The organism is Streptomyces sp. JH34, from assembly GCF_029428875.1.
Taxonomy (GTDB): Bacteria; Actinomycetota; Actinomycetes; order Streptomycetales; family Streptomycetaceae; genus Streptomyces.
In genome coordinates, this window is the sequence record NZ_JAJSOO010000001.1 from 1,052,842 (window position 1) to 1,077,116 (window position 24,275).

The following is a 24,275-nucleotide window of genomic DNA, read 5'->3' on the forward strand; positions in this document are numbered from 1 at the left end:
CAGCCGCAATCTCCGGCCCCGGGAGGCCCTATGACGAAACGTGCAGGAATTCTGGTCGCCGTCGGTGCCACGGTCGCGGGTCTGGTGACCGCCGCGCCGTCCACCGCCTCGACACCGCCCACCGCGTCCGCCGGGACGGGTACGGCGGCGCCGCGTCCCGCCGCGCCGCTCAAGTGGACCGGCTGCGGGACGAAGTCGTATCCGGCACTGCAGTGCGCGACCGTGCGGGCCCCGCTCGACCATGACAACCCGTCAGGCAGGCCGGTCACCCTCGCGCTGTCCCGCATCCCGCACACGGCGAAGACCTCGCAGGGCCCCCTGCTGGTCAACCCCGGCGGTCCGGGCGGCAGCGGGCTGTCCATGGCGGGCTTCGTGGCGTCCGCACTGCCCGCGAAACTGGCCGCCCAGTACGACGTGATCGGGTTCGACCCGCGCGGGGTCGGGAAGAGCACCCCCGCCCTCAACTGCTCGCCGAAGTACTTCGACCCCGTACGCCCTGACTCCGTGCCGGACTCCTACGAGGCGGAACGGACGGCGCGCAACCGCGCCGCGTCCTTCGCCGCCGCGTGCGGCGAGAAGCACGGCGACCTGCTGCCGTACATGGACACCGTCAGCGCCGCGAAGGACCTCGACGTCATCCGCCGGGCCCTCGGCGCGCGGCAGGTCAACTACTTCGGATACTCCTACGGCACCTACCTCGGCGCGGTCTACGCCAAGCTGTTCCCCGAGCGCGTCCGCCGCCTCGTACTGGACTCGGTCGTCGACCCGGACGGCGTCTGGTACGAGGACAACCTCGGCCAGGACCACGCCTTCGACGCCCGCCACAAGGCCTTCGCCGCATGGGTGGCGAAGAACGACGCGGCGTACGGCCTCGGCAAGGACCCCGCCCGGGTGGAGGCCGCCTGGTACGGGATGCGCGACGCGGTGAAGAAGCACCCCGCGGCCGGAAAGGTCGGGCCGGCGGAGCTCGAGGACACCTTCATGCCGGGCGGTTACTACAACGGCTACTGGCCGCGCCTCGCCGAGGCGTTCGCGGCGTACGTGAACGACAAGGACCAGGACGCGCTCGCCACGGCGTACGAGGACTTCGCCGCCGTCGACACGGCGGGCGAGAACGGGTACTCCGTCTACACGGCCGTGCAGTGCCGCGACGCCGGATGGCCGCGGACCTGGAGCACCTGGCGCAACGACACCTGGCAGACGCACCGCAAGTCGCCCTTCATGACCTGGAACAACACCTGGTACAACGCCCCGTGCGCCACCTGGCCGGTGGAGTCCCTGGAGCCCGTACAGGTCGGCAACGACGAGATCCCGCCCGCGCTGATCTTCCAGGCCACCGACGACGCGGCCACTCCCTACGAGGGCGGCGTCACGATGAGCCGGAGGCTCAAGGGCTCGGGCCTCGTCGTCGAGCAGGGCGGCGGCAACCACGGCATCACGCTGAGCGGCAACGGATGCCTGGACAAGCACCTGGTGCGCTACCTCACCGACGGCAGCCTGCCGGCCGGTGACGGCGGCGGGCCGGAAGCGGTCTGTGACGCCCAGCCGGAACCGAAGGCCGCCCCGGCCGCGAAGGCGGGCGCGAGCACGAAGGGCAGCATGCTCCACGGGCTGCTCGGCTTCCGCCGCTGACGAATTGCCTGACCCTCGCCGGGGGCGTACGCCAGGATGGTCCGCGTGATCACACGGACCGTCCCCGCGTACGCCCCCGGCGTGCGCATACGCGACATGGCTCTCGCCGACTGCGCCGCCGTGGCGGAGATCCGGGTACGCGGCTGGCAACGCGCGTACGCGGGGCTGATCCCGTCGGCATATCTGGACGCGATGGACATCGCCCAGGACGCCGAGCGCCGACGCGCGCACCTCACGGCGGAGGGCGGGCCGGTGAACCTGGTGGCCGAGGCTCCGGACGCCACGGTGACCGGGTGGGTCTGTTACGGCCCGTGCCGCGACGAGGGCGCCCGGCCCGGGAGCGCGGAGCTGTACGCGATCTATGTGCACCCCGACCGCATCGCTACCGGCATCGGTGGCGCGCTCCTGGCCGAGGTGACCGACCGGGCATCGGCGGACGGGTTCGACGAGACGACGCTCTGGGTGCTGAAGGGGAACGCGCGGGCCAGGCGCTTCTACGAGCGGGCGGGGTTCCGGCCGGACGGCGCGGAGGAGACCTTCGAGGCAGGTGGTGCCCTGGTGCAGGAGGTCCGGTACGTCCGCGCCCTCGGCACCTACGCCCCGGAAAGCGCGCCCTTCCCGGAATGACATGACCGCTGCCCCACTCACCCGATAGGTCCGCGACCATGCCCAGCCGTCTGCTCGAACTCCACGTGGAGAACTTCCGCAGTCTCCGTGACGTGACCGTCCCCCTCGGCCCCCTCACAGTCCTGGTGGGGCCGAACGGGGTCGGCAAGTCCAACCTGCTGAAGGTCTTCCCTGCTCTCGGACATCATCCGCACCGACCTCCAGCCCGCCCTGGACGCACGGGGCGGCTTCGACGAGGTCGCGTTCTGGGGTGGCCCCAAGCCGCCCACGTCCATGACGATCCGCCTCAAGGCGACGTGGACGACCCACGCGAGCGTGAACGCACCCGACGAGTACGAACTCACCGTCCGCCGCCGCAAGCTCCGCAGCAGCGAGGACGCCTACAGCCTGTCCCGCATCAAGAGCTTCCAGTTCGAGCGCACGCAAGGACGCGGCCGACGCATCACCGTCTCCGGCGAGGAAGCCAAGGTCGTCGACAAGCGGGCCGGGAAGGAGTCCGACAGCGGCAGCTTCGGCATCCAGCGGCTGAGCAGTGGTCTCTCCACTCTGCCGCGTCTGGCCAGTTCGGACGGCGGCGAAGAGGTCTCCAAGGTCGCCCAGCAGCTCTCCACGTTCCGGGTGTTCGACGTCGACGTACCGGCCGCGCGGATCCCTGCCCGCCTCCGCCGCAGCCGCTTCTTTGATCTCTCACCCGACGCGGACAACCTCGCGGAGTTCCTCTACTACGGTGCAGCACGGCAACGTCCGGGGCGCGACTTCCGCGTACGCCTGACCGTGTCGGCGCACCCGGCAAAACGGTCTGGGCCGAGCTGTGAAGGAGCCGCCGGGGGCTCGATCGGCGTCCGTGCGACCGCCGGCTCGCCCTGCCCGTATCTCCGTGCCCGGTTCCGAGGCCGACCGCTTCCTGCGCAGGGCGTTCGCACGTCCGCAGATCACGTAGATTAACTACGTTCAGGGGGAGTTGGGTCAGTCGGCCGCAGGGCAGGCAAGAGGCCAGTGATCACCGGGTTTCCGTGCCGGTTGATCACATGAGGGTTCATGCCGTTCCTGTCGGGCGTCAGCCGTACGCGGCTGTGGGCGTACAAGGGGGAGACGATGATTGACTACCGCAAGGCACCAGCCGTTCCGGTGTGGACACTCGCGACGGGTGACGTCCGGGTGCCCGCAGTGGCCGGGGACGGTCCGATGACGGCTGAGCGCCTGGGCGAACTGCGCAGTGTGCTGGCTGCCTTGGCCGACGAGCCGATCGCCACGCTTGAGGTGCATCCGCTGCCCGCCGACCTCGACCGCAGCCGAGGCATCCCGCTCGATGCCGTGAGTCCCCTGGCACAGCACCTGTCGCAACTCGTCACGCAGACAGCGCGGAACTCCTCCGCTGCGGCCACGGCCACCGCCGCCGGCGAGAACCTGTACACCATGGTGGTTCCGGCGAAGGTCGCCGCTCAGCTCGGTCAGGGCACCCTTCGCCCGATGGTGTCGAAGGCTCTGGCCGGTGGTATCCGCGGTCCAATCGTGGACCACGGGGGCCGCATCGTCGCCGGCGCGACCTTCGTGCCGGTCGGCAAGGCGGCAGCGGCGGGCGCAGCAGGTGGGGCCGGCGCGACGGCCGGTGTCGCGGCCGCCGGCAGCGCGGCGCTCACCGTGGCCGCGCCGCTCGTGCTCATGGCCGTGGCGGTGGGGGTGAGCGCGCATGCCGACCGCCAGCGCCAACAGGCCATCGAGCACATCACAGAGCTGCTGGAGCAACTGCACGAAGAGAAGCTCGATGACGAGCACAGCGAACTCGACGGCTGCCGCGATGCCATCGACAAAGCGACCGCCATCCTGCTGGACCAGGGCAAGCTCGGTGTCTCGCTGGGACTGGACTCGGCGGTGCATGCCATCAACACGGCGCTGGGCAGGGCTGATCGCCGCCTTGCCCGGTGGCGGAGCGCACTCGACAAGCTGCCCGACGGCGAGGCCGTCGAGATCGCCGCGCTGACCAAGTCGTTCCCCGGCGTCGACGACCAGGGAGGCACCTTCCGCGCCCACCTCGAACTCGCCACCCTCGCCCTCGCACTGAAGCGACGGGTCATCGTCCTGCAAGCCGTCGAGCATGCCCAGAACGACCCCGGCAACCTGTTCGAGAGCTTCACCCGCGCACTCAGGCGCGATCAACAGCGCCTCGACGAGCTCGATTCCGGCATCGCCGGTGTCCTGGTGCGTCTGTCGGCGCTGGAGCTGGCCCGCCCGAATGGTTTGCGGCCCGTCTTCACACCTGGTGAAGTCGATCGACTGATGCGCGCGACACACCGGATTCACCAGCTCGGCGATGGCATCACGGTCAACAGCCGTGCGACAGACGTGGCGATCGAGATCGCCCGCGACAAGGACGGCTCGGTGGTCGTGTTCCCCGCGCTGCCCGTGGGGACCTAGCTTGCCTTTGGCATCAGGGCCCCGGGGTCCGGGGCGTCAAGGTCGTGCCGGTGGAGGGGACAGGTCGTGCTGACCGCGTCTGTCAGCTACCCGGCACAGTGTTCGGGTTGCGGCTCGGAGCTGGAGTGCGTCGGCGTACTGGCGTTGGTTGGGCAGAGCCTTGAATGGGACATCGGCTACCACTGCTCCGGCTGCGGTGACGCTTTGTACGAGTGCGGGACAGGGGCAAGCTCCGTGCCGGACGACCTGCGCCGGCGTCTTCTGGCCGAGCACGGCGAGGCGCGGCTCGTACTACTCAGTGATCCTCACGCCAGTTCGGTGCCCGTGATGAAGGTTCTTCGCGCCGAACTTGGCGGAGATCTGGCCCGGACGAAGAGGACACTTCAGCAGATCCGGGCCGGCATGTTCGCAGGGACGATGCCCGAGACGACTCTTCTCGCCCACCGGCTGCGTGCCGCTGGTGTCGAGGCTGAGGTCGAGTGCCCGAAACAGCCTGACGAGGCCCCAGCCGGTCAGCCTGCGGCTGGACTCGAGGTCCGAACGGCCCGTCGTCCGTGATGGCTCGGGCTGGTGGCTGAGGGACGCGTAAGCGGCCTTCGTCTGAGCATGTGATCAGGCATCTCACCACGCCGCTGCGACGACGGCTGACGTCCGACGTAGGGTCGCCCGCATGTGGGCGAAGAGCGTCGAATTGTGGCAGCGCACCAGCGCGGTGGAGACCGGTGTGCAGGGTGTCCACCACTGGACGGCTGCGCTGCTCACCGGCCCGTCTCCCTCTTTCGCACTCGGCCTGCTGGATGACCACCCCGACGTCGAACAGCGGATCGGCGGCCTGGCCCGTGCCGGCGGGCTGCTGGCCCAGTGGCGCTCACCTGCCACCGCGCTCCTTCCACGCCTCGTGGCACGGCTGGACGACCCCGCAGCCGAGGTCCGTTTCAGGGCGGCCGAACTGCTGGCCTGTCTGGGTCCGGCGGCCGCGGCTCACGCGGATGAGGTCGCCGCGCTGATCGGCGACACCCGTGCCCGGACCACACGTAAACGGGAGGCCGTCGCCGAGGCGGCCCTATGGGCGCTGGCCCGGATGAACGACCCCCGCTGCGTGCCGGGCCTGATCGATGCGGCGGCTCACCCACGGTCCGGTTTCGCTTCGAATTCTGCTCACTACCCCTCCGCCGACTGGCATCACGCAGTCCTCCCCGCGCTCCATGAGGTCGTCGGCCACCTTCCCGACCACGCCGACCTGCTGCTTCCCATGATCTGCGGCCGGCTCGATTCCGCTACGGACGACCACGTACTCAGCGCGTACTGTCAGGTGCTCGCTGACTGGGGCCCCGCTGCCGATGCAGCGGTTCCGCAGCTGCTCGGCCTGCTGGAGGACGACCGGACCTGGACCGCTGCAGCGGGAGCGCTCGCGGGAATCGGAAGAGCAGGAAACGGGGCGGCGGAACTTCTCCTGGCCCGGTCGGCCGTCGGCGCGGAGCACACGGAACTCGCGGCCTGGGCCTACTGGAAGGTCGGTGGAGAACCCGGCCCCGCCCTGGAAGCACTTGGACGAACTGTCGCGGGGAAGGGCTTCCCGCGCCCTGCCCTGCAGATGCTCGCCGACCTGGGCACGCACGCCGCCCAGCACGCGGACCGGCTCCGGACCATGACCTCCGACACCGAACCCTGGACCCGTGTCGAAGCAGCACACGCCCTGTGGGCGGTAACCGGCGACACCGAAAGCACCGTGCCGGCGCTGATGACTGCCTTGCGGGGGCCGGCCGAGGGACAATGGCTGCCGGTCATGCTCCCCGCAGTGCGCTACCTGGCCCGAATCGGCCGCGCAGCCCGGCCCGCTGCCGAGCTCGTGCGTGGTGTGCCGACCCTTGATCAGCGGCTGCGCAGCAGCGGCGGGTGGCGAGGCTTCGTCCAGGACGAATCCGTGAGAACCGCCGTCCGCGAGCTGCTTGCCGCGTGCGACTGACGCGCAGGCCGTCGCGATCGGGATGAGGTGGCCGTCACCACGGAACGTGATCTTCTCGGACGGCTCTTACTAGGAGGGTGGGGGCCCGTTCCTGGCGCCTCTGGTGGATGCCGGACGGTAATGGGGAGCCAGTCGACTGCGGTCCCCTTGCACCCGCCCGCCCCCTCACCCCTCCGGCAGCCGCCTGAGCGCCTCCTCCGCCGCCGTACCGAGGCGCGGGTGCGGCAGGGCTGCCTCCAGGACGGGGCGGGCCCTGTCGTCCCCCAGGCTCCCCAGCCCCTCGACGCAGGCCAGAGCCACGCGCCAGTGCGGTTCGCCGGGGGTCAGGAGCCGGTGCAGGGTGCTGACCAGGGCGGGTACCGACTCGGGTGCGCGCAGCGCGGTCAGCAGCCGCACCGGGTGCAGGGCGTAGCCCGTCCGCAGACTGTTGGTGGCGAGCGCGGCCGCCGCTCTGGGCGTGCGGGGGTCGCCGAGGAGACGCAGGGCGTGCGCGGCCGACACGCAGCGCTCGGGATCACGGTGGTTGAGCAGAAGGACCAGTGCCTCGAATGCCCGGCGGTCGCCCCGGCAGCCGAGCCGGAACGCCGCGATCTCGCGGGCCCACAGCGGCCGTTCACGCTCGACGAGGACCAGGGCCAGCTCCTCGTCGTCCTCGGTGGCGAGCAGTCGCCGGAAGTCCTCGCACCAGCCCGCCTCGTCCCCGAGCCTGTCCGTCAGTGAGCGGAACTCCTCATCCATGACGGTGAGTTTAGCGACGCGCACTCTCGGTGTTCGCGGAACTGTGTGCCAGTGCACAGGCCGCCAGGGCTGGCGCGCTCGTTACTCGCCGGTTAAGCTCAAGTGAGCGGGACACACACCCGCAGGCTCCGGTGGCCTGGTGACGCAGCCGTCCGGAGTTGCTTGTCGGTTCGGCAGTTCGTGAGACGTGGCTCGGGACAGAGCCCGTCACCTCCTCACCCGTGGGTGCCCGTGCGCACCCGGGTCCGTGCACCACGACACACAGTCCCCGCACACCGAGCGCCGGTCGATCCAAGACCCACGTGCGCCGCCGTGCTCCTCACAGTCGTCACTCACCCTGGAGTCCCGTGATGGACACCCCTCTCTCCACCATTGCCGTCGTCGGCCTCGGCACCATGGGCACCGGCATCGCCGAGGTCCTGGCCCGTGCGGGTCGCGAGGTCATCGGAATCGACATCAGCGAGGCCGCGGCCCGGCAGGCCGTCGCCTCCCTGGAGGCCTCCACCGCGCGCGCCGTGCGCCGTGAGCGGATCACGGAGCAGGAGCGGCGCGACGTCCTCGCCCGGTTCCGCACGTTCTCCGATCTGCAGGCCGCCGCGGACGCGGAGCTGGTCATCGAGGTCGTGCCCGAGACCTACGAGATCAAGCAGCAGGTCTTCCGGGAGCTCGACGCTGTGGTCTCCCCCACCACGATCCTGGCGACGGGCACGAACGCCCTCTCCGTGACCCGGCTGGCCGCCGAGTCGCAGCACCCCGAGCGCGTCCTCGGCCTGCACTTCTTCAATCCGGCGCCTGCCATGAAGCTCGTGGAGGTGGTCTCCTCCGTGCTGACCGCGCCGCCCGCCGTGGAGAGCGTCACCCGGCTCGCCCGTGAGCTGGGCAAGGAGCCGGTCGCCGTCGGCGACCGGCCGGGTTTCGTCGCGGACGGCCTGCTGTTCGGCTACCTCAACCAGGCCGCGGCGATGTACGAGGCGAACTACGCCTCCCGTGAGGACATCGACGCCGCCATGAAGTTGGGCTGCGGGCTGCCGATGGGTCCCCTGGCGCTGCTCGACCTGATCGGGATCGACACGGCCCGCACCGTCCTGGAGGCCATGTACACGGCGTCCCACGACCGGCTGCACGCCCCGGCACCGGTGCTCGGGCAGCTCAGCGAAGCCGGCCTGACCGGCCGCAAGGCGGGCAGGGGCTTCTACACGTACGACGCGGCCGGCGGCCAGACCGTGGTGCCGGACGCCCTGACCCCGAAGGAGAGCGCGGGCGCGGTCACCGGGCGGAGCGTGTCCTCGGTGGGGGTGGCCGGCTCGGGGACGATGGCCTCCGGCATCGCGGAGGTCTTCGCGAAGGCCGGGTACGCCGTGGTGCTCGCCGCGCGCAGCCAGGAGAAGGCGGACACGGCGAAGGCGCGGATCGCCAAGTCCCTGGGTCGTTCGGTGTCGAAGGGCCGGCTGACGGAGGAGGCCCGGGACGAGACCCTCGCCCGGATCACCGCGTCGGGTTCGCTGGACTCCTTCGCCGACGTCGATCTCGCGGTCGAGGCGGTCGCCGAGGACCTGGAGGTCAAGCAGCAGCTCTTCACGACCCTGGACAAGGTCTGCAAGCCGGGTGCGGTGCTCGCGACCACCACCTCGTCGCTGCCGGTCGTGGCGGTCGCCCGGGTGACCTCACGCCCCGAGGACGTCGTCGGGATGCACTTCTTCAACCCGGCGCCCGCGATGAAGCTGGTCGAGGTGGTCCGTACGGTGCTCACCGCCGACGACGTGCACGCCACGGTCCGCGAGGTCTGCGTGAAGGTGCGCAAGCACCCGGTCGACTGCGGCGACCGGGCCGGCTTCATCGTGAACGCGCTGCTGTTCCCCTACCTCAACAACGCGATCAAGATGGTCGAGGAGCACTACGCGTCGCTCGACGACATCGACGCGGCGATGAAGCTGGGCGGCGGCTACCCGATGGGGCCCTTCGAGCTCCTGGACGTCGTCGGTCTGGACGTCTCGCTCGCCATCGAGAAGGTTCTGCACGGCGAGTTCCGCGACCCTGGGCTCGCCCCGGCGCCGCTCCTCGAACATCTGGTGGCCGCGGGCTGCCTCGGCCGCAAGACGGGGCGCGGCTTCCGCGAATATGCCCGCCGCTGACACCGGTGCAGGGTGGGGCGGGTTGCTGGGCCCCTCGGGCGACCCGCCCCCACGGACGCACTCCCCTGCGCCGATGGGTTACGTTCACCTCATGTCCCAACCCGCCAAGTCCCCCCGTTCCTCCACCGCGACGGACGCCCCGGAAACCACCGCCGGCACCCGGGCCGCCGCCCAGCGGCTCAAGATGCGCCGCGAACTGGCGGCGGCGGCGATGGAACTGTTCGCCACGAAGGGGTACGAGGCGACGACGGTCGACGAGATCGCGGGGGCGGCCGGGGTCGCCCGGCGCACGTTCTTCCGCCACTTCCGGTCCAAGGAGGAGGCCATCTTCCCGGACCACGACGACACCCTCGTCAGGGCCGAGGCCGTCCTCAACGCCGCCCCCGCGCACGAGCACCCGCTCGACACCGTGTGCCGCGGCATCAAGGAGGTCATGAAGATGTACGCGGCGAAGCCCGCTGTCTCCGTGGCGCGCTACAAGCTGACCCGTGAGGTGCCCACGCTCCGCGAGGCCGAGATCGCCTCGGTGGCCCGCTACGAGCGGCTGTTCACGCGCTATCTGCTGGGCCACTTCGACGAGCGCGACCACCACGTGGGCAATGACGACCCGCTGCTCGCCGAGGTCGCGGCGTCCGCCGTGGTGACCGCGCACAACCACGTGCTGCGGCGCTGGCTGCGCGCGGACGGCCAGGGCGACGTCGAGTCGCAGCTCGACCACGCGTTCGCGATCGTCCGGGACACCTTCGGTACCGGGATCGGAGCGGGGCGGACCGCGGGCGGCGAGCCCGCGAAGACCCCCGCGGCCTCTGTGTCCAGGGAGGGTGAGGTGCTGGTCACCGTGGCCCGCACCGACGCCCCGCTCGACGAGATCATGCGCACGATCCAGCAGGCCCTGAAGGAGCACTGAGCGGCGCCTCGGGCAGCTCGTCCTCGAAGGCGGGCCCCTCGACGGCGGGCTCCACGGCAGCCGTCCCGTGCCAGGGCGGCGGCGCGGCCCCCTCGCTCCACGCGCCGAGCTCGTCCGGGCCGAGGCAGAGGATCCCGCACTGCTCGGCGTACTCCAGGGCGGGGCCGGTGAAGTCGCCGGTGGAGACGATCACGGCGACGTCGGCCTCGTGCACGGCGTAGCAGGTGCCTCCGAAGCGCTGGAGGTCCTGCGAGCCGACCTTGTTGTCGGCCGTGTACCTCTTGCACTGCACGACCAGCCGGCGCCCGTCCGGCGTCGTGGCGACCACGTCCGCGCCGAGGTCACCCGCACCGCCGACGACCTCGGCGTCCGGGCAGCCGTCGCGCCGGCAGAGTCCGGCCACGGCCTCCTCGAACTCGTACGGATCCATGGCCGCGTAGTCGACCGGCAGCGGGCGCGGCAGCGGTTCGGTGGCCTGTACGGCAGCGGCCTCGGCCTGCTCCTCCAGGGCGGCGTTCACGACGTCGTAGGCGGTCTCGACCACCGCCGTCGCGGCTCTCGCGGCCCGCCTGCGGCTTCGCCGCCTGCGCAGGAGCGCGACAGTCCCCGCCACCAGCAGGACCGTGAGGACGACGGCGGCGACCGGATGCCGTTCGGCGCTCCGCAGAGCGGTGCGCAGCGCGAGCCCGCCCCCGGCGAGCAGGATGCCGGCGAGGACGAAGCCGAAGGCCGTCCGCCGGACGTCGAAGTCGGGTCCGCGCCCGTTCCGCATTCCCCCGCGCGCCCGTATGCCCATCGCGTATCACCCCAGCCCGTAACGTTCCGTCAAGATCACTTCCGTGTGCCCCCAGGACGCCGGTTGACGCAGTGTCATCGGAAAACCCGGTGGTCAGCAGGGGTCCCACGTGCTCGGATGCGCGCATGAACCCTGACGAGACGCTGGCCCTGTTCGACCACGAGATGCGCGAACACGCCCGGCCCGACAGCCCCGGGACACACGTCGAACGGGTGGGTGGCGTCGTGCGCCAGACCGGTGGCGCCGACGACTGGAACGGGGTCGTGTGGACGGCCCCCGACCTCTCCCCCGGCCGCGCGGAGTCGGAGATCGCCGCGCAGGTGGAGCACTACACCGCCCGGGGCCTCGGTGAGTTCGAGTGGAAGCTGTACGGGCACGACCGCCCGGCGGGACTGGGCGGGCTACTCACCGCCGCCGGCTTCGAGGCGGAGCCGTCGGAGACCCTGCTGGTGGCGCCGGTGGAGGGCCGGTCCGCATCGGTGGAACTCCCCGAGGGCGTCCGGCTGCGGGACGTGACCGACGCGGCCGGGGTGGAACTGATGGTCCGGGCCCATGAGCTGGCCTTCGGCACCGACGGCTCACGGCTGCGCCACCGGACGCTGGCCCGTCTCGACGCAGACCCGGACACGTTCGCCGCGGTGGTCGCCATGGCCGGCGACGAACCGGTGAGCTCGGCCCGGATGGAGATGTACCCCGGTACAGCCTTCGCCGGGCTGTGGGGAGGCGGGACCGCGGCGCCCTGGCGCGGCAGGGGGATCTACCGGGCACTGGTCGCCCACCGTGCGCGCGTCGCCGCCAGGCACGGCTGCCGCTTCCTCCAGGTCGACGCGACGGACCTGTCCGCCCCGATCCTGCGACGGCTCGGCTTCACCGCCCTGAGCACGACGACGCCGTACGTGTACCGCACCGCGCCGTAGCACCCGGAAAAGGGGGCGCAACATGACATACCGCCCATGATGTTGCTCATGCGTGCCTACGAGATGACAACTGAGAGAAATTGTTGGCACTGGGTGCCTTGCCACCTGTCACGCAGTGCCATACGTTGAAGGAGTCCGGGCGGCCGGCGTGCAGAGACCTCTCGTACGCCGGCTGTCCCCGCAGACCACGTGTCGGCGCGCCCGGGCGCCTGCGTCACAGGCAAACCTTTTCTGCTCCACCGAGCAGGCACACCGCACCACCCGCCGAACCGACGGCACACCTCCACACCGCACCGTTCCCCTGACCACAGGGGTCCTCCGAGCGTTTCCCCCGACGCCGGAGACCCGATCTGCCGGAGGCATCACCGTGAAGGAAATCCTGGACGCGATCCAATCGCAGGACAGCACGGCCGCGGACTTCGCGGCCCTGTCCATCCCCGAGTCGTACCGCGCGGTGACCGTGCACAAGGACGAGGCCGAGATGTTCGCCGGCCTCGCCACCCGCGACAAGGACCCCCGCAAGTCGCTGCACCTGGACGAGGTGCCCGTGCCCGAACTCGGGCCCGGCGAGGCGCTCGTCGCCGTCATGGCCAGCTCGGTGAACTACAACTCCGTCTGGACCTCGATCTTCGAACCGGTGTCGACCTTCGGCTTCCTGGAGCGCTACGGCAAGCTCAGCGAGCTCACCAGGCGCCACGACCTGCCGTACCACGTCATCGGGTCGGACCTTGCGGGTGTCGTCCTGCGCACCGGCGCCGGAGTGAACGCGTGGAACCCGGGCGACGAGGTCGTCGCGCACTGCCTCTCGGTCGAGCTGGAGTCCTCGGACGGCCACAACGACACGATGCTCGACCCCGAGCAGCGCATCTGGGGCTTCGAGACCAACTTCGGCGGCCTGGCGGAGATCGCACTCGTCAAGTCCAACCAGCTGATGCCGAAGCCCAAGCACCTCAGCTGGGAGGAGGCCGCCTCCCCGGGCCTGGTCAACTCGACCGCCTACCGCCAGCTCGTCTCGCGCAACGGCGCAGGCATGAAGCAGGGCGACAACGTGCTGATCTGGGGCGCGAGCGGCGGACTCGGCTCCTACGCCACCCAGTTCGCGCTGGCCGGCGGCGCCAACCCGATCTGTGTCGTCTCCAGCGACCAGAAGGCGGAGATCTGCCGGAAGATGGGCGCGACGGCGATCATCGACCGCAACGCCGAGGGCTTCAGGTTCTGGAAGGACGAGCACAACCAGGACCCGCGTGAGTGGAAGCGCTTCGGCAAGCGCATCCGCGAGCTGACCGGCGGCGAGGACGTGGACATCGTCTTCGAGCACCCGGGCCGTGAGACGTTCGGCGCGAGCGTGTACGTCACCCGCAAGGGCGGCACGATCGTCACCTGCGCCTCGACCTCGGGCTACAACCACGAGTACGACAACCGCTACCTGTGGATGTCGCTCAAGCGGATCATCGGCTCCCACTTCGCCAACTACCGCGAGGCGTGGGAGGCCAACCGCCTGATCGCCAAGGGCAAGATCCACCCGACGCTCTCCAGGGTCTACTCCCTGGAGGACACCGGCCAGGCCGCGCACGACGTGCACCGCAACCTGCACCAGGGCAAGGTCGGCATCCTCGCGCTGGCGCCCCGCGAGGGACTGGGCGTGCGCGACACCGAGCTCCGCGAGCAGCACATCGACGCCATCAACCGCTTCCGCAACGTCTGAGGTCAACGATGACCGAACGTCAGAAGGACCGTCCGTGGCTCATGCGGACGTACGCCGGTCACTCGACCGCCGAGGCGTCCAACGAGCTCTACCGGCGCAACCTCGCCAAGGGCCAGACAGGTCTGTCGGTCGCCTTCGATCTGCCCACGCAGACCGGCTACGACCCGGACCACGTCCTCGCCCGCGGCGAGGTGGGCCGGGTCGGCGTGCCCGTCTCGCACCTCGGTGACATGCGGCGGCTGTTCCAGGACATCCCCCTGGAGCAGATGAACACCTCGATGACGATCAACGCGACCGCGATGTGGCTCCTGGCGCTGTACCAGGTGGTCGCCGAGGAGCAGGGCGCGAACCCCGACAAGCTCCAGGGCACGACGCAGAACGACATCGTGAAGGAGTACCTGTCGCGGGGGACGCACGTCTTCCCGCCGGGCCCGTCGCTGCGTCTGACGACCGACATGATCACGTACACGGTCAACCGCATCCCGAAGTGGAACCCGATCAACATCTGCAGCTACCACCTGCAGGAGGCGGGGGCCACTCCGGTCCAGGAGATCGCGTACGCCATGTCGACGGCCATCGCGGTGCTCGACGCCGTACGTGACTCCGGGCAGGTGCCCGAGGAGCGGTTCGGCGACGTCGTCGCCCGCATCTCGTTCTTCGTGAACGCGGGCGTCCGCTTCATCGAGGAGATGTGCAAGATGCGCGCGTTCGGGCGCATCTGGGACCAGGTCACACGCGAGCGGTACGGCATCGGGAACCCCAAGCAGCGCCGCTTCCGGTACGGCGTACAGGTCAACTCCCTGGGGCTCACGGAGGCGCAGCCGGAGAACAACGTCCAGCGCATCGTGCTGGAGATGCTGGCCGTCACCCTCTCCAAGGACGCCCGCGCACGCGCCGTGCAGCTGCCCGCCTGGAACGAGGCACTGGGGCTGCCACGCCCCTGGGACCAGCAGTGGTCGCTGCGCATCCAGCAGGTCCTCGCGCACGAGAGCGACCTGCTGGAGTACGAGGACATCTTCGCCGGCTCGCACGTCGTCGAGGCGAAGGTCGACGAGCTGGTCGCCGAGTCGCTGGCCGAGATCGACCGGATCCAGCAGATGGGCGGCGCGATGGCCGCCGTGGAGTCCGGCTACCTCAAGTCGGAGCTGGTGTCCTCGCACGCGGCACGACGGGCCCGGATCGAGGGCGGCGAGGAGAAGATCGTCGGCGTCAACATCTACGAGACGACCGAACCCAACCCGCTGACCGCCGATCTCGACGCCGCCATCATGACGGTGGACCCGGAGAACGAGGCCCGGGTCGTCGCCGCGCTGCACGAGTGGCGCGACAACCGCGACGAGTCCCGGGCCACCGAGTCCCTGACGGCTCTGAAGAAGGCGGCGGCGGGCACCGAGAACATGATGGAGGCGACCGTGGAGTGCGCCCGGGCGGGCGTCACCACGGGCGAGTGGGCCTGGGCACTGCGCGACGTGTTCGGTGAGTTCCGGGCGCCGACCGGCGTCTCCTCCGCTCCGGTGGCCGTCGCCGCCGAGGCGGGGACACCGCTCGCACAGGTCCGCGAGAAGGTCGCCCGCACCGCCGGGGACCTGGGTGTCGGACGGTTGCGCCTGCTGGTCGGCAAGCCGGGCCTGGACGGGCACTCCAACGGCGCAGAGCAGATCGCCGTACGGGCCAGGGACGCCGGCTTCGAGGTGGTCTACCAGGGCATCAGGCTGACACCCGAGCAGATCACCGACGCCGCCCTGGCGGAGGACGTGCACTGCGTCGGCCTGTCCATCCTGTCCGGCTCTCACGCGGAACTGGTCCCGGACGTGCTGGGCCGGCTGCGCGACGCCGGTGCGCCGGACATCCCCGTGATCGCCGGCGGCATCATCCCCCCGGCCGACGCGCAGGCCCTCATCTCCGCCGGCGTCGCCGCCGTCTTCACCCCGAAGGACTTCGGCATCACCGAGATCATCGGCCGTATCGTCGACGAGATCCGGAAAGCGAACAAGCTCGACCCTCTGGAGGTCCCCGCATGACCACGCCCACCGCCCAGGTGAACCGACTTCGTCCGCGCCGCTCCTGTCTGGCGGTGCCCGGCTCGAACCCGCGGTTCCTGGAGAAGGCCCAGGGCCTCCCGGCCGACCAGGTGTTCCTGGACCTGGAGGACGCGTGCGCGCCGCTCGCCAAGGAGGGCGCCCGGCACCACATCGTCGACGCGCTCAACAACGGTGACTGGACGGGCAAGACGCGCGTCGTGCGGGTCAACGACTGGACGACGCACTGGACGTACCGCGACGTCATCACGGTCGTCGAGGGCGCGGGCCCGAACCTCGACTGCATCATGCTGCCGAAGGTGCAGGACGCGCAGCAGGTCGTGGCGCTCGACCTGCTGCTGACCCAGATCGAGAAGACGATGGGCTTCGAGGTCGGGAAGATCGGCATCGAGGCGCAGATCGAGAACGCCAAGGGCCTGGTGAACATCGACGACATCGCAGCCGCCTCGCCCCGCCTGGAGACCCTGATCTTCGGCCCGGCCGACTTCATGGCCTCCATCAACATGAAGACCCTGGTCGTGGGCCAGCAGCCGCCCGGCTACCCGGCGGACGCGTACCACTACATCCTGATGCGCATCCTGATGGCGGCCCGCACGCACGACCTGCAGGCCATCGACGGCCCGTTCCTGCAGATCCGCGACGTGGACGCGTACCGCGAGGTCGCGGGCCGTGCGGCGGCGCTGGGCTTCGACGGCAAGTGGGTGCTGCACCCCGGTCAGGTCGACGCCGCCAACGAGGTGTTCTCGCCCGCGCAGGAGGACTACGACCACGCCGAGCTCATCCTCGACGCGTACGACTGGTGCACCTCGGAAGAGGGTGGCAAGAAGGGCTCGGCGATGCTCGGCGACGAGATGATCGACGAGGCCAGCCGCAAGATGGCCCTGGTCATCGCGGGCAAGGGCCGCGCGGCCGGGATGCAGCGCACCTCCAAGTTCGAAGCTCCGGAGGCCTGATATGCAGTTCGGACGCACCTATGAGGAGTTCGAGGTCGGTGCTGTTTACAAGCACTGGCCCGGGAAGACGGTCACGGAATACGACGACCACCTGTTCTGCCTGCTGACCATGAATCACCACCCGCTGCACATGGACAGCAACTACGCCGAGAGCACGACCGATTTCGGAAAGAACGTCGTCGTCGGCAACTACATCTACTCGCTGCTGCTCGGTATGTCGGTTCCCGACGTCTCCGGAAAGGCCATCGCCAACCTGGAGGTGGAGTCGCTGAAGCACGTCGCGCCGACCTTCCACGGTGACACGATCTACGGCGAGACGACCGTCCTCGACAAGACGCCGTCGAGGTCGAAGAGCGACCGCGGCATCGTCCATGTCGAGACGAAGGGCTACAAACAGGACGGCACGCTGGTCTGCGTGTTCCGCCGCAAGGTGATGGTCCCCACCGAGACGTACATCAAGGAACGCGGCGGCGAGCAGCCCGGCCGCCCCGAGATCGACCAGACGACGAGCAAGAACGTGGAGAAGCAGCCATGAGCCGACTCGCACAGACCGCCGGTCTGACGGACGTCCAGCAGGAAATTCTCTCCACGGTCCGGAATTTCGTCGACAAGGAGATCATTCCTGTCGCCACCCAGCTGGAGCACCGCGACGAATATCCGACGGACATCGTCGAAGGCCTCAAGGAACTCGGCCTGTTCGGGCTGATGATTCCGGAGGAGTACGGCGGTCTGGGCGAGTCACTCCTCACGTACGCGCTGTGCGTCGAGGAGATCGCCCGGGGCTGGATGAGCGTGTCGGGCATCATCAACACGCACTTCATCGTGGCGTACATGCTCAAGCAGCACGGCACGCAGGAGCAGAAGGACACGTTCCTGCCGCGGATGGCGCTGGGCGAGGTGCGGGGAGCGTTCTCGATGTCCGAGCCGGCGCTCGGCTCCGACGTCTCCGCGATCTCGTCGAAGGGCGTCAGGGAGGGCGACGAGTACGTCCTCGACGGCCAGAAGATGTGGCTGACGAACGGCGGCTCGTCCACCCTGGTCGCCGTCCTGTGCCGGAGTGACGAAGGACACCCCGAGGGCACCGCTCCGCACAAGTCGATGACGACCTTCCTCGTGGAGAAGGAGGCGGGCTTCGGGGAGGTCCGCCCCGGCCTCACGATCCCGGGGAAGATCGACAAGATGGGCTACAAGGGTGTCGACACCACCGAGCTCATCATGGACGGACTGCGCATTCCGGCCAATCGCGTACTGGGCGGCACGACCGGCCGAGGTTTTTACCAAATGATGGACGGTGTCGAGGTCGGGCGGGTGAATGTCGCCGCGCGTGGCTGTGGCGTCGCACAACGTGCGTTCGAACTGGGCGTGTCGTACGCCCAGCAGCGTCAGACCTTCGGAAAACCGATCGCCCAGCACCAGGCGATCCAGTTCAAACTGGCTGAAATGGGCACCAAGGTCGAAGCCGCTCATGCGATGATGGTCAATGCAGCGCGCAAAAAGGACTCCGGGGAGCGGAACGACCTGGAGGCAGGGATGGCGAAGTACCTCGCCTCCGAGTACTGCAAGGAAGTCGTCGAGGACGCCTTCCGCATCCACGGCGGTTACGGCTTCTCCAAGGAGTACGAGATCGAGCGCCTCTACCGCGAGGCCCCGATGCTGCTGATCGGTGAAGGTACCGCCGAGATCCAGAAAATGATCATCGGTCGCCGGCTGCTCGAGGAGTACCGGCTCCAGGGCTGAAATGTACCTTTCGAGGTGATTTGGTGGCGAAGAACATCACACCCGGTCACCCCCGTCCGGAGCCTTTCAGCTGTCCGACTCGGCTGCTGGCTTGCCCAGTTGCCGCTCGCACCCGATAGCATCGCCGGAAAGCCGCCGTCCCCCCGTTGCCAGCGCGGCATCATCCGCTACGAAGGTCAACCATGCCCGACAGCCAAATCCCTGCAACGCGCGGCGGGGTCCGCCTCGCCCGTGGAGCATCGCCGTGGCTCCTCCCGACCGTCGCCACCGCGGCACTCAGCCTCGCCCGGGCCCGCAAGTCCGGACGCTGGGCCGCCGTGGCCGTGCCCACCACCGCGCTCGCGGCGGGCATGCTGTGGTTCTTCCGCGACCCCGAGCGCGAGATCACCCAGGGTCGCGTCATCTCGCCGGCCGACGGCGTGGTGCAGAGCATCATGCCGTGGAAGGACGGGCGCACCCGCGTCGCGATCTTCATGAGCCCGCTGAATGTTCACGTCAACCGGGCTCCGCTGGCCGGTACCGTGACTTCGGTCGAGCACATCCCTGGTGGGTTCGTCCCGGCGTTCAACAAGGAGAGCGAGAACAACGAGCGCGTTGTCTGGCACTTCGACACCGAGCTCGGCGACATCGAGATGGTGCAGATCGCGGGAGCGGTCGCCCGTCGGATCGTGCCCTACATCCCGCAGGGTACGAAGGTGGAGCAGGGCGAACGCATCGGTCTGATCCGCTTCGGCTCGCGCGTGGACATCTACCTTCCCGAAGGTGTCGACGTCGCGGTCGAGGTCGGCCAGGCCACGACCGCGGGGGTGACTCGAATTGACCGTAGTTGATCCTGAGACGCAGACCGGCTGGGTACCTGAGGCCGACGAGGAGGACGACGCGGAGGACATGCCGCTCTCCATGCGGCTGTCGATAGCGGACACCCTCACCCTCGGTAACGCCACGTGCGGATTCATGGCGGTGTACTTCACCACCACGGGCATCCTCATCCCTCACCTCACCGGCAGCGACGAGTCGGGCATGGCCCGGCACTCCGCAGCCACCGCGGTGATCCTGATGCTCCTGGCGGCGGTGTTCGACCTCTTCGACGGCCTCGTGGCGCGCAAGCTGCGGTCCTCGCCGATGGGTGCGGAGCTGGACAACCTCTCCGACCTCATCAGCTTCGGTCTGGCACCGGCGTACTTCGTGCTGGTGTACGGCATGGTCGCGGACGACGCACACCAGCGGGTGTCGGCGCTCGCGGCGATCGTGGTGCTGCTGGCGGTGGTGCTCAGGCTTGCGCGGTTCTCGTGCGTGACCTTGAAGGACGGCATGTTCCAGGGCATGCCGAGCCCCTTCGGAGCGCTCACGGTCGTCTCGATCGTGCTCCTGGAGCTGCCCTTCGTGCCGACGCTCCTCGCGATCATCGGAGTGGCGTGGCTGATGGTCAGCCGGGTCGAGTACCCGAAGCCGCGGGGTGTCCTCGCGGTGGCGATGCTCAGCTGGATCGTGGCAGCGATGGGGCTCCTCGCCGCGTGGGCGTTCGACGCCCCCGGCGGTCAGCTGCTCCTGCAGACCGGCTGTGCGCTCCAGGTGGTCCTGGGGGCGGTGATCCCGCTCTTCGCCACGGCACGGCGGGTGAACACCTTCCGTGACAACCGGCGCGAGGCACGGGCGGCACAGCACCCGTAACCGCGTGTGACGCTTCGCCGAGGGCCCGGATGCTCCCCAGCATCCGGGCCCTCGCCCATGTACGGCGGACGCCGCCGGGGCGGTGCTCCCCGTCCGCGACGCGCACCTCGCGCACCCGGCCGTACCGCCGCCGGGGCGACGTGCGTCAGCGGGTGCGCGGCCGTCCGTCACGCGGGACGCTGGAAGGCGTGCAGGACCATGCCGCCTCTGTCGCCGCCACGGGTTCGGGCACGGAGCTGCTGGACAGCGCCGTGGCCCACGTGGTGCGTGAGACCGGTGCGTCCGTGGCGATGCTGTACCTGCTGTCGCCGGACGGGACCACACTCCACCTGGCCGTGCTCGCCGGGGTGCCGGGGCAGCTCGCCGCGCCGTGGACCCGGGTGCCGCTGTCCGCGCCGATTCCGGTGGCCGACTCCGTGCGTCTGCGCTGTCTGATCTGGCTCGGCAGCCAGGAGGAGCTCGCACGCCGCTATCCACGGCCTGCGCTCGTGCTGCCGTACCAGTTCGCGCTCGGCGCCGCCCCCATCCACACCGGCTCCAAGGCCCGGGGCGGGCTCGCGCTGCTCTGGCCCGGTTCGCACTCGCCGCTTCTGGCTCCCGAGGAGCGTGACGCCGTCGTCAGGGGCTGCCACGGGATCGGCATGCTCCTGCGGCAGGCCGAGAGCAGCGGCTACCCGATCCTGCCGGGCACCCAGCCACGGGTGCTGTCGCCCCCGGAGCCGGACGCCCCGGGCCCGGCCGAGGCCACGGCCATCGCGGAGTTCGTGCGGCGGCTGCCCGGCGGGAGCTGCTCGCTGTCGATCGACGGTACGGTCGTCTTCCTCGACGACGACGCCGCCGCCCTCCTGGGAGCCCGGGCCGAGGACGTGCTGGGGACCCTCCCCTGGGTCTCGCTCCCCTGGCTGGACAACCCCTCCGTCGAGGACCACTACCGGGCGGCCGTCATCAGCCGCCAGCAGACCTCCTTCACCGTTCTGCGGCCACCGGACCGATGGCTGTCCTTCCACCTGTTCCCGAACGACACGGGCATCAGCGTCCGGATCCTGCCCGCCTCGCGGCCCGGCCCCCGGGACATCCCCTCACCCGCGCTGCCCACCTACTCCGCGGTGCCCAGCCGGGCCACCGCGCTGTACCACCTGATGCACCTGGCGGCGACGCTCACCGAGGCGGTCGGCACACGGGACGTGATCGAACTGACCGCCGACCAGCTCATGCCCGCCTTCCGGATACAGACGCTCGTCGTGATGACGTCGGCGGAGGGGCGGCTGAGGGTCGAGGGCGCCAGGGGCAGCCGTCCCGCACTCATGGAGCGATTCGACGGTGCCCCGCTGACCTCCGCCACGCCCGCCGCGCACGTGCTGATGACGGGCATCCCCGACTTCTACCCCACGTTCACCGAGCTGGAGCGCGCCTATCCCTCGGCGGACCTCCGCGACGCGGTGGCCGCCTGCGCCTTCCTGCCGCTGATCGTCTCCGGGCACCCGGTCGGGTCGCTGGTCCTCGCCTATGACCGGCCCCACCCCTTCGAACCGGAGGAACGCGCCCTGCTGACCTCCATCGCGGGGCTGCTCGCCCAGGCGCTGGACCGAGCCAGGCTGTACGACACCAAGGACAGGCTCGCGCACAGCCTGCAGGCCCACCTGCTGCCCCAGACGCTGCCCGCGATCACCGGTCTGGACGTGGCGGCGCGCTACCTCCCGTCGACCCGGGGCATGGGCATCGGCGGGGACTTCTACGACCTGATCCGGCTGGACGGCACCACGGCCGCCGCCGCCATCGGCGACGTACAAGGGCACAACGAGAACGCCGCCGCGCTCATGGGGCAGGTCCGCACCGCCGTCCACGCCTCCGCGGGCGCTCCGCCCGACGAGGTCCTGGCGCGCACCAACCGGCTGCTCACCGACCTCGATCCCGGCCTCTTCACCAGCTGCCTCTACATCGATCTCGACCTCGCGCGGCACACCGTCCGCATGGCCACCGCGGGCCACCCCCCGCCGTTGCTGAGACAGCCGGACGGGCAGACCGAGGTCCTCGACCTGCCGCCCGGCCTCCTCCTGGGCATCGACCCCGCGTCCCGCTACCCGACGGCCGAGTTCCCGCTGCCTCCCGGCGGGGCGCTCGCCCTGTACACGGACGGGCTCGTGGAGGCTCCCGGGGTGGCCTTCGACGACGCCGCCGCCGACCTGGCCGCGCAGTTCGCCCTCGCGCTGGACCAGGACATGGAGACCGTCGCGGACACGCTCGTGCGGTACGCCAAGCGCGCGACGCCGGGGACCGACGACATCGCCCTGCTGCTCATCAACGCGTTGCGCGGGGACGGCTGAGGAGTGTCCGGGTGGAGAGCCCTGAGGTGCCGAGGCGGTGGGGTTCATCGGCACCCCAGGACGTTCAGGGGGCGGTGCGCCGGGCGGGGGCGGGCTCAGCCGCCGTAGAGGTCGCCCAGACTGATGCCGGTGGTGCTGCCCTGGCCACCGAGTCCGACCTCGTGGTCGAGGCTGACGAACTTCCCACCTGACTGCCACAGGGCGGGCTTGAGCAGCGCGTACTTGGCCTCGTCCCAGGTCGCCCAGTCGTGGCCCAGCAGGCCGCCCGTGTCCCCGGAGTTCGGGTTGACGCACCAGAAGGTCTGGTGGATGCCGTTCTCCACGATCAGATCGCGCAGGGCGGTCATCCACTTCTGGTTGGGGCCGTTGTCGAGGTGGCCGCCCCACTCACCGATGAACAGCGGTGCGGTGCCCTCCTTGTGCAGGTAGAGCCAGTTGGGGTCCCAGACGTCCCGCTCCAGCGTGGTGCGGCTCCACTCGCCCTGGAACCAGGGCTGCTGGTACACGAGCGGTCCGTAGTCGTGCGGGGAGTAGACCAACTGGTCCTGCTGCGGGCCGAGGTCGACCGGGTGGTCCTTCGCGCCGCGCAGGTTCCCGCCCCACCACATGCCGTGGTAGTCCGCCGCCGAGGTGGAGGACCAGTTCACCCCGTCCTTGGGGTAGACCTCGATGCCCTCGCACATGACGAGGACGTGGGGGTTGATCGCGAGGATGCGCTTGCCGGCCGTCTCACACGTGTACTTGAAGTTGTCCTGGTCCGTTGAGCCGTCCCACTTGGCCCGGGGGCTGTCCGACTGCTTGCCGTGCGGTTCGTTCTTGACGTCCATCGCCACGAGTGTGTCGTCGTCCTTGTAGCGGGCGGTCACCCACTCCCAGGCGGAGTAGAACTGCTCGGTGGTGATCGCCCCCTTCCACCACACGGGGTACACATGGCCGGAGTTGTCGGCCTCCGCGCTGTGGACGTCCAGCATGACCTTGATGCCGTACTTCTCGGCGACCCCCAGGAAGGCGTCGAACACCTGCAGGGTGGTCTTGTCCTTCAGCTCGGGGTTGGCCCAGGTGTTGACCGCGCTGGACGTCGCGGCCTGCCCGTTCTTCCACTCCAGCAGCAGCTGGGTGGAGATCGGGACGCGGAGGATGTTGATGCCGCGCTCCGCCATCTGCCGGGTGATCGTGTCCAGGTTGGCCGACCAGAGCCCGTGGAAGACGCGCTCGGTGGCGTTGAAGCCGAACCAGTTGGCCCCGGTGAGCCAGACCTCGTCGCCCTGCGCGTCGACGATCCTGTTGCCCTCGGTGTGCAGCCAGTCCGTCCCGGCCGCCGCGGTCCGTGCCGCCGGGGGCTCGGATGCCGGCCGTGCGGCCACCGGGCCGGACGCCGTCATCAGCAGCGCGGTGGCGGTCGCCGCGGCGGCCAGCGCCGTGCCCAGCCGCTTTCTCGTCCATGGCTTCATCCGTTGTCGCCTTTCGTGGGGGTGAGGCGGGCCCGACACATGGGAGCGCTCCCATTGCGTTCCCCACATGAAGCCAGCCGGACGGATCGCCTGTCAATGGACATGACAAGCTCCATTTCCTGAAACCCTGCGCACGACGCGTTCGCTCAGCATTCCCGATTCGAGTCACAAATTTGAGCGATGCAGACGAAATCTTGCGCAGCACCGTGGACTTCTTTACTGGACTGCTCCTAGCCTGTGGGGCGTCCGAAGAGCCCCTCGAGCC

Annotated in this window: 19 protein-coding genes and 1 pseudogene; 17 read left to right on the forward strand and 3 right to left on the reverse strand. The window is 69.8% G+C overall.

Features of this window, described 5'->3' with window-relative positions; translation table 11 throughout:
- The first annotated feature begins 30 nt into the window (after nt 1-30).
- The 6 genes and pseudogenes from LWJ43_RS04825 to LWJ43_RS04855 all read left to right on the forward strand — a co-directional run bounded on the left by LWJ43_RS04825 (nt 31) and on the right by LWJ43_RS04855 (nt 6,640).
- Nucleotides 31-1,632: an alpha/beta hydrolase gene (locus LWJ43_RS04825; protein ID WP_277331033.1), complete on the forward strand. Its 1,602-nt coding sequence runs from the start codon at nt 31-33 to the stop codon at nt 1,630-1,632.
- A 36-nt stretch (nt 1,633-1,668) separates the two neighbouring features.
- A complete protein-coding gene (locus LWJ43_RS04830) occupies nt 1,669-2,259 on the forward strand; it encodes an N-acetyltransferase family protein (RefSeq protein WP_462100862.1) in 591 nt (196 codons plus the stop codon).
- A 38-nt stretch (nt 2,260-2,297) separates the two neighbouring features.
- Nucleotides 2,298-2,979: pseudogene (locus tag LWJ43_RS33025) on the forward strand (AAA family ATPase); the annotation flags it as partial.
- 375 nt (nt 2,980-3,354) lie between these two features.
- Complete coding sequence (locus tag LWJ43_RS04845; protein ID WP_277335810.1) at nt 3,355-4,674, forward strand: hypothetical protein; 1,320 nt, start codon at nt 3,355-3,357, stop codon at nt 4,672-4,674.
- Between the two features lie 66 nt (nt 4,675-4,740).
- The gene (locus LWJ43_RS04850) at nt 4,741-5,232 is read left to right on the forward strand and encodes a hypothetical protein (protein WP_277331035.1); all 492 of its coding nucleotides are present in this window, start codon (nt 4,741-4,743) and stop codon (nt 5,230-5,232) included.
- 112 nt (nt 5,233-5,344) lie between these two features.
- Nucleotides 5,345-6,640 (forward strand): HEAT repeat domain-containing protein, encoded by a 1,296-nt coding sequence (locus LWJ43_RS04855; RefSeq protein WP_277331036.1) that lies wholly within the window; start codon nt 5,345-5,347, stop codon nt 6,638-6,640.
- A 165-nt stretch (nt 6,641-6,805) separates the two neighbouring features.
- Here the strand turns inward: LWJ43_RS04855 and LWJ43_RS04860 are convergent, their stop codons facing one another.
- Nucleotides 6,806-7,378, reverse strand: coding sequence for an adenylosuccinate lyase (locus LWJ43_RS04860; RefSeq protein ID WP_277331037.1), 573 nt, complete (start codon nt 7,376-7,378; stop codon nt 6,806-6,808).
- Between the two features lie 350 nt (nt 7,379-7,728).
- Here LWJ43_RS04860 and LWJ43_RS04865 point away from each other — a divergent pair, with 350 nt between their 5' ends.
- Together LWJ43_RS04865 and LWJ43_RS04870 are read left to right on the forward strand one after the other, a co-directional pair.
- Entirely contained in the window at nt 7,729-9,510 is a 1,782-nt protein-coding gene (locus LWJ43_RS04865) for a 3-hydroxyacyl-CoA dehydrogenase family protein (protein ID WP_277331038.1), read from the forward strand.
- A 91-nt stretch (nt 9,511-9,601) separates the two neighbouring features.
- Nucleotides 9,602-10,417: a TetR family transcriptional regulator gene (locus LWJ43_RS04870; RefSeq protein WP_277331039.1), complete on the forward strand. Its 816-nt coding sequence runs from the start codon at nt 9,602-9,604 to the stop codon at nt 10,415-10,417.
- On the opposite strand, the gene LWJ43_RS04875 is transcribed toward LWJ43_RS04870, so the two are convergent.
- Nucleotides 10,380-11,213: a restriction endonuclease gene (locus LWJ43_RS04875; protein ID WP_277331040.1), complete on the reverse strand. Its 834-nt coding sequence runs from the start codon at nt 11,211-11,213 to the stop codon at nt 10,380-10,382. The two genes, LWJ43_RS04870 and LWJ43_RS04875, sit on opposite strands and share 38 nt — an antisense overlap.
- Nucleotides 11,214-11,338: 125 nt before the next feature.
- Between LWJ43_RS04875 and LWJ43_RS04880 the strand changes: the two genes are divergently transcribed.
- The 9 genes from LWJ43_RS04880 (at nt 11,339) to LWJ43_RS04920 (ending at nt 22,559) form a co-directional block, all read left to right on the forward strand.
- A complete protein-coding gene (locus tag LWJ43_RS04880; RefSeq protein WP_277331041.1) occupies nt 11,339-12,130 on the forward strand; it encodes a GNAT family N-acetyltransferase in 792 nt (263 codons plus the stop codon).
- A gap of 367 nt (nt 12,131-12,497) precedes the next feature.
- Nucleotides 12,498-13,835 (forward strand): crotonyl-CoA carboxylase/reductase, encoded by a 1,338-nt coding sequence (gene ccrA, locus LWJ43_RS04885; RefSeq protein ID WP_277331042.1) that lies wholly within the window; start codon nt 12,498-12,500, stop codon nt 13,833-13,835.
- Nucleotides 13,836-13,843: 8 nt separating this feature from the next.
- Nucleotides 13,844-15,856, forward strand: coding sequence for a protein meaA (locus tag LWJ43_RS04890; protein ID WP_277331043.1), 2,013 nt, complete (start codon nt 13,844-13,846; stop codon nt 15,854-15,856).
- Nucleotides 15,853-16,827 carry an HpcH/HpaI aldolase/citrate lyase family protein gene (locus tag LWJ43_RS04895; RefSeq protein WP_277331044.1) on the forward strand — a complete coding sequence of 325 codons (975 nt, stop codon included), beginning with the start codon at nt 15,853-15,855 and terminating at the stop codon, nt 16,825-16,827. The genes LWJ43_RS04890 and LWJ43_RS04895 overlap by 4 nt, the downstream gene beginning before the upstream one ends.
- 1 nt (nt 16,828) lies before the next feature.
- On the forward strand, nt 16,829-17,362 hold the full coding sequence (locus tag LWJ43_RS04900; protein ID WP_277331045.1) for a MaoC family dehydratase: 534 nt from the start codon (nt 16,829-16,831) through the stop codon (nt 17,360-17,362).
- Nucleotides 17,359-18,564, forward strand: a complete 1,206-nt coding sequence (locus LWJ43_RS04905; protein WP_277331046.1) for an acyl-CoA dehydrogenase family protein — start codon at nt 17,359-17,361, stop codon at nt 18,562-18,564. Before LWJ43_RS04900 ends, LWJ43_RS04905 begins: the two co-directional genes overlap by 4 nt.
- Before the next feature lie 182 nt (nt 18,565-18,746).
- Complete coding sequence (locus tag LWJ43_RS04910; protein ID WP_014153043.1) at nt 18,747-19,394, forward strand: phosphatidylserine decarboxylase; 648 nt, start codon at nt 18,747-18,749, stop codon at nt 19,392-19,394.
- On the forward strand, nt 19,381-20,235 hold the full coding sequence (gene pssA / locus LWJ43_RS04915; protein ID WP_277331047.1) for a CDP-diacylglycerol--serine O-phosphatidyltransferase: 855 nt from the start codon (nt 19,381-19,383) through the stop codon (nt 20,233-20,235). Before LWJ43_RS04910 ends, pssA begins: the two co-directional genes overlap by 14 nt.
- Before the next feature lie 188 nt (nt 20,236-20,423).
- Nucleotides 20,424-22,559 carry a SpoIIE family protein phosphatase gene (locus LWJ43_RS04920; protein WP_277331048.1) on the forward strand — a complete coding sequence of 712 codons (2,136 nt, stop codon included), beginning with the start codon at nt 20,424-20,426 and terminating at the stop codon, nt 22,557-22,559.
- Nucleotides 22,560-22,654: 95 nt separating this feature from the next.
- Here LWJ43_RS04920 and LWJ43_RS04925 read toward each other — a convergent pair whose 3' ends face one another.
- Nucleotides 22,655-24,010, reverse strand: coding sequence for a glycoside hydrolase family 5 protein (locus tag LWJ43_RS04925; protein WP_277331049.1), 1,356 nt, complete (start codon nt 24,008-24,010; stop codon nt 22,655-22,657).
- Between the last annotated feature and the right edge of the window lie 265 nt (nt 24,011-24,275).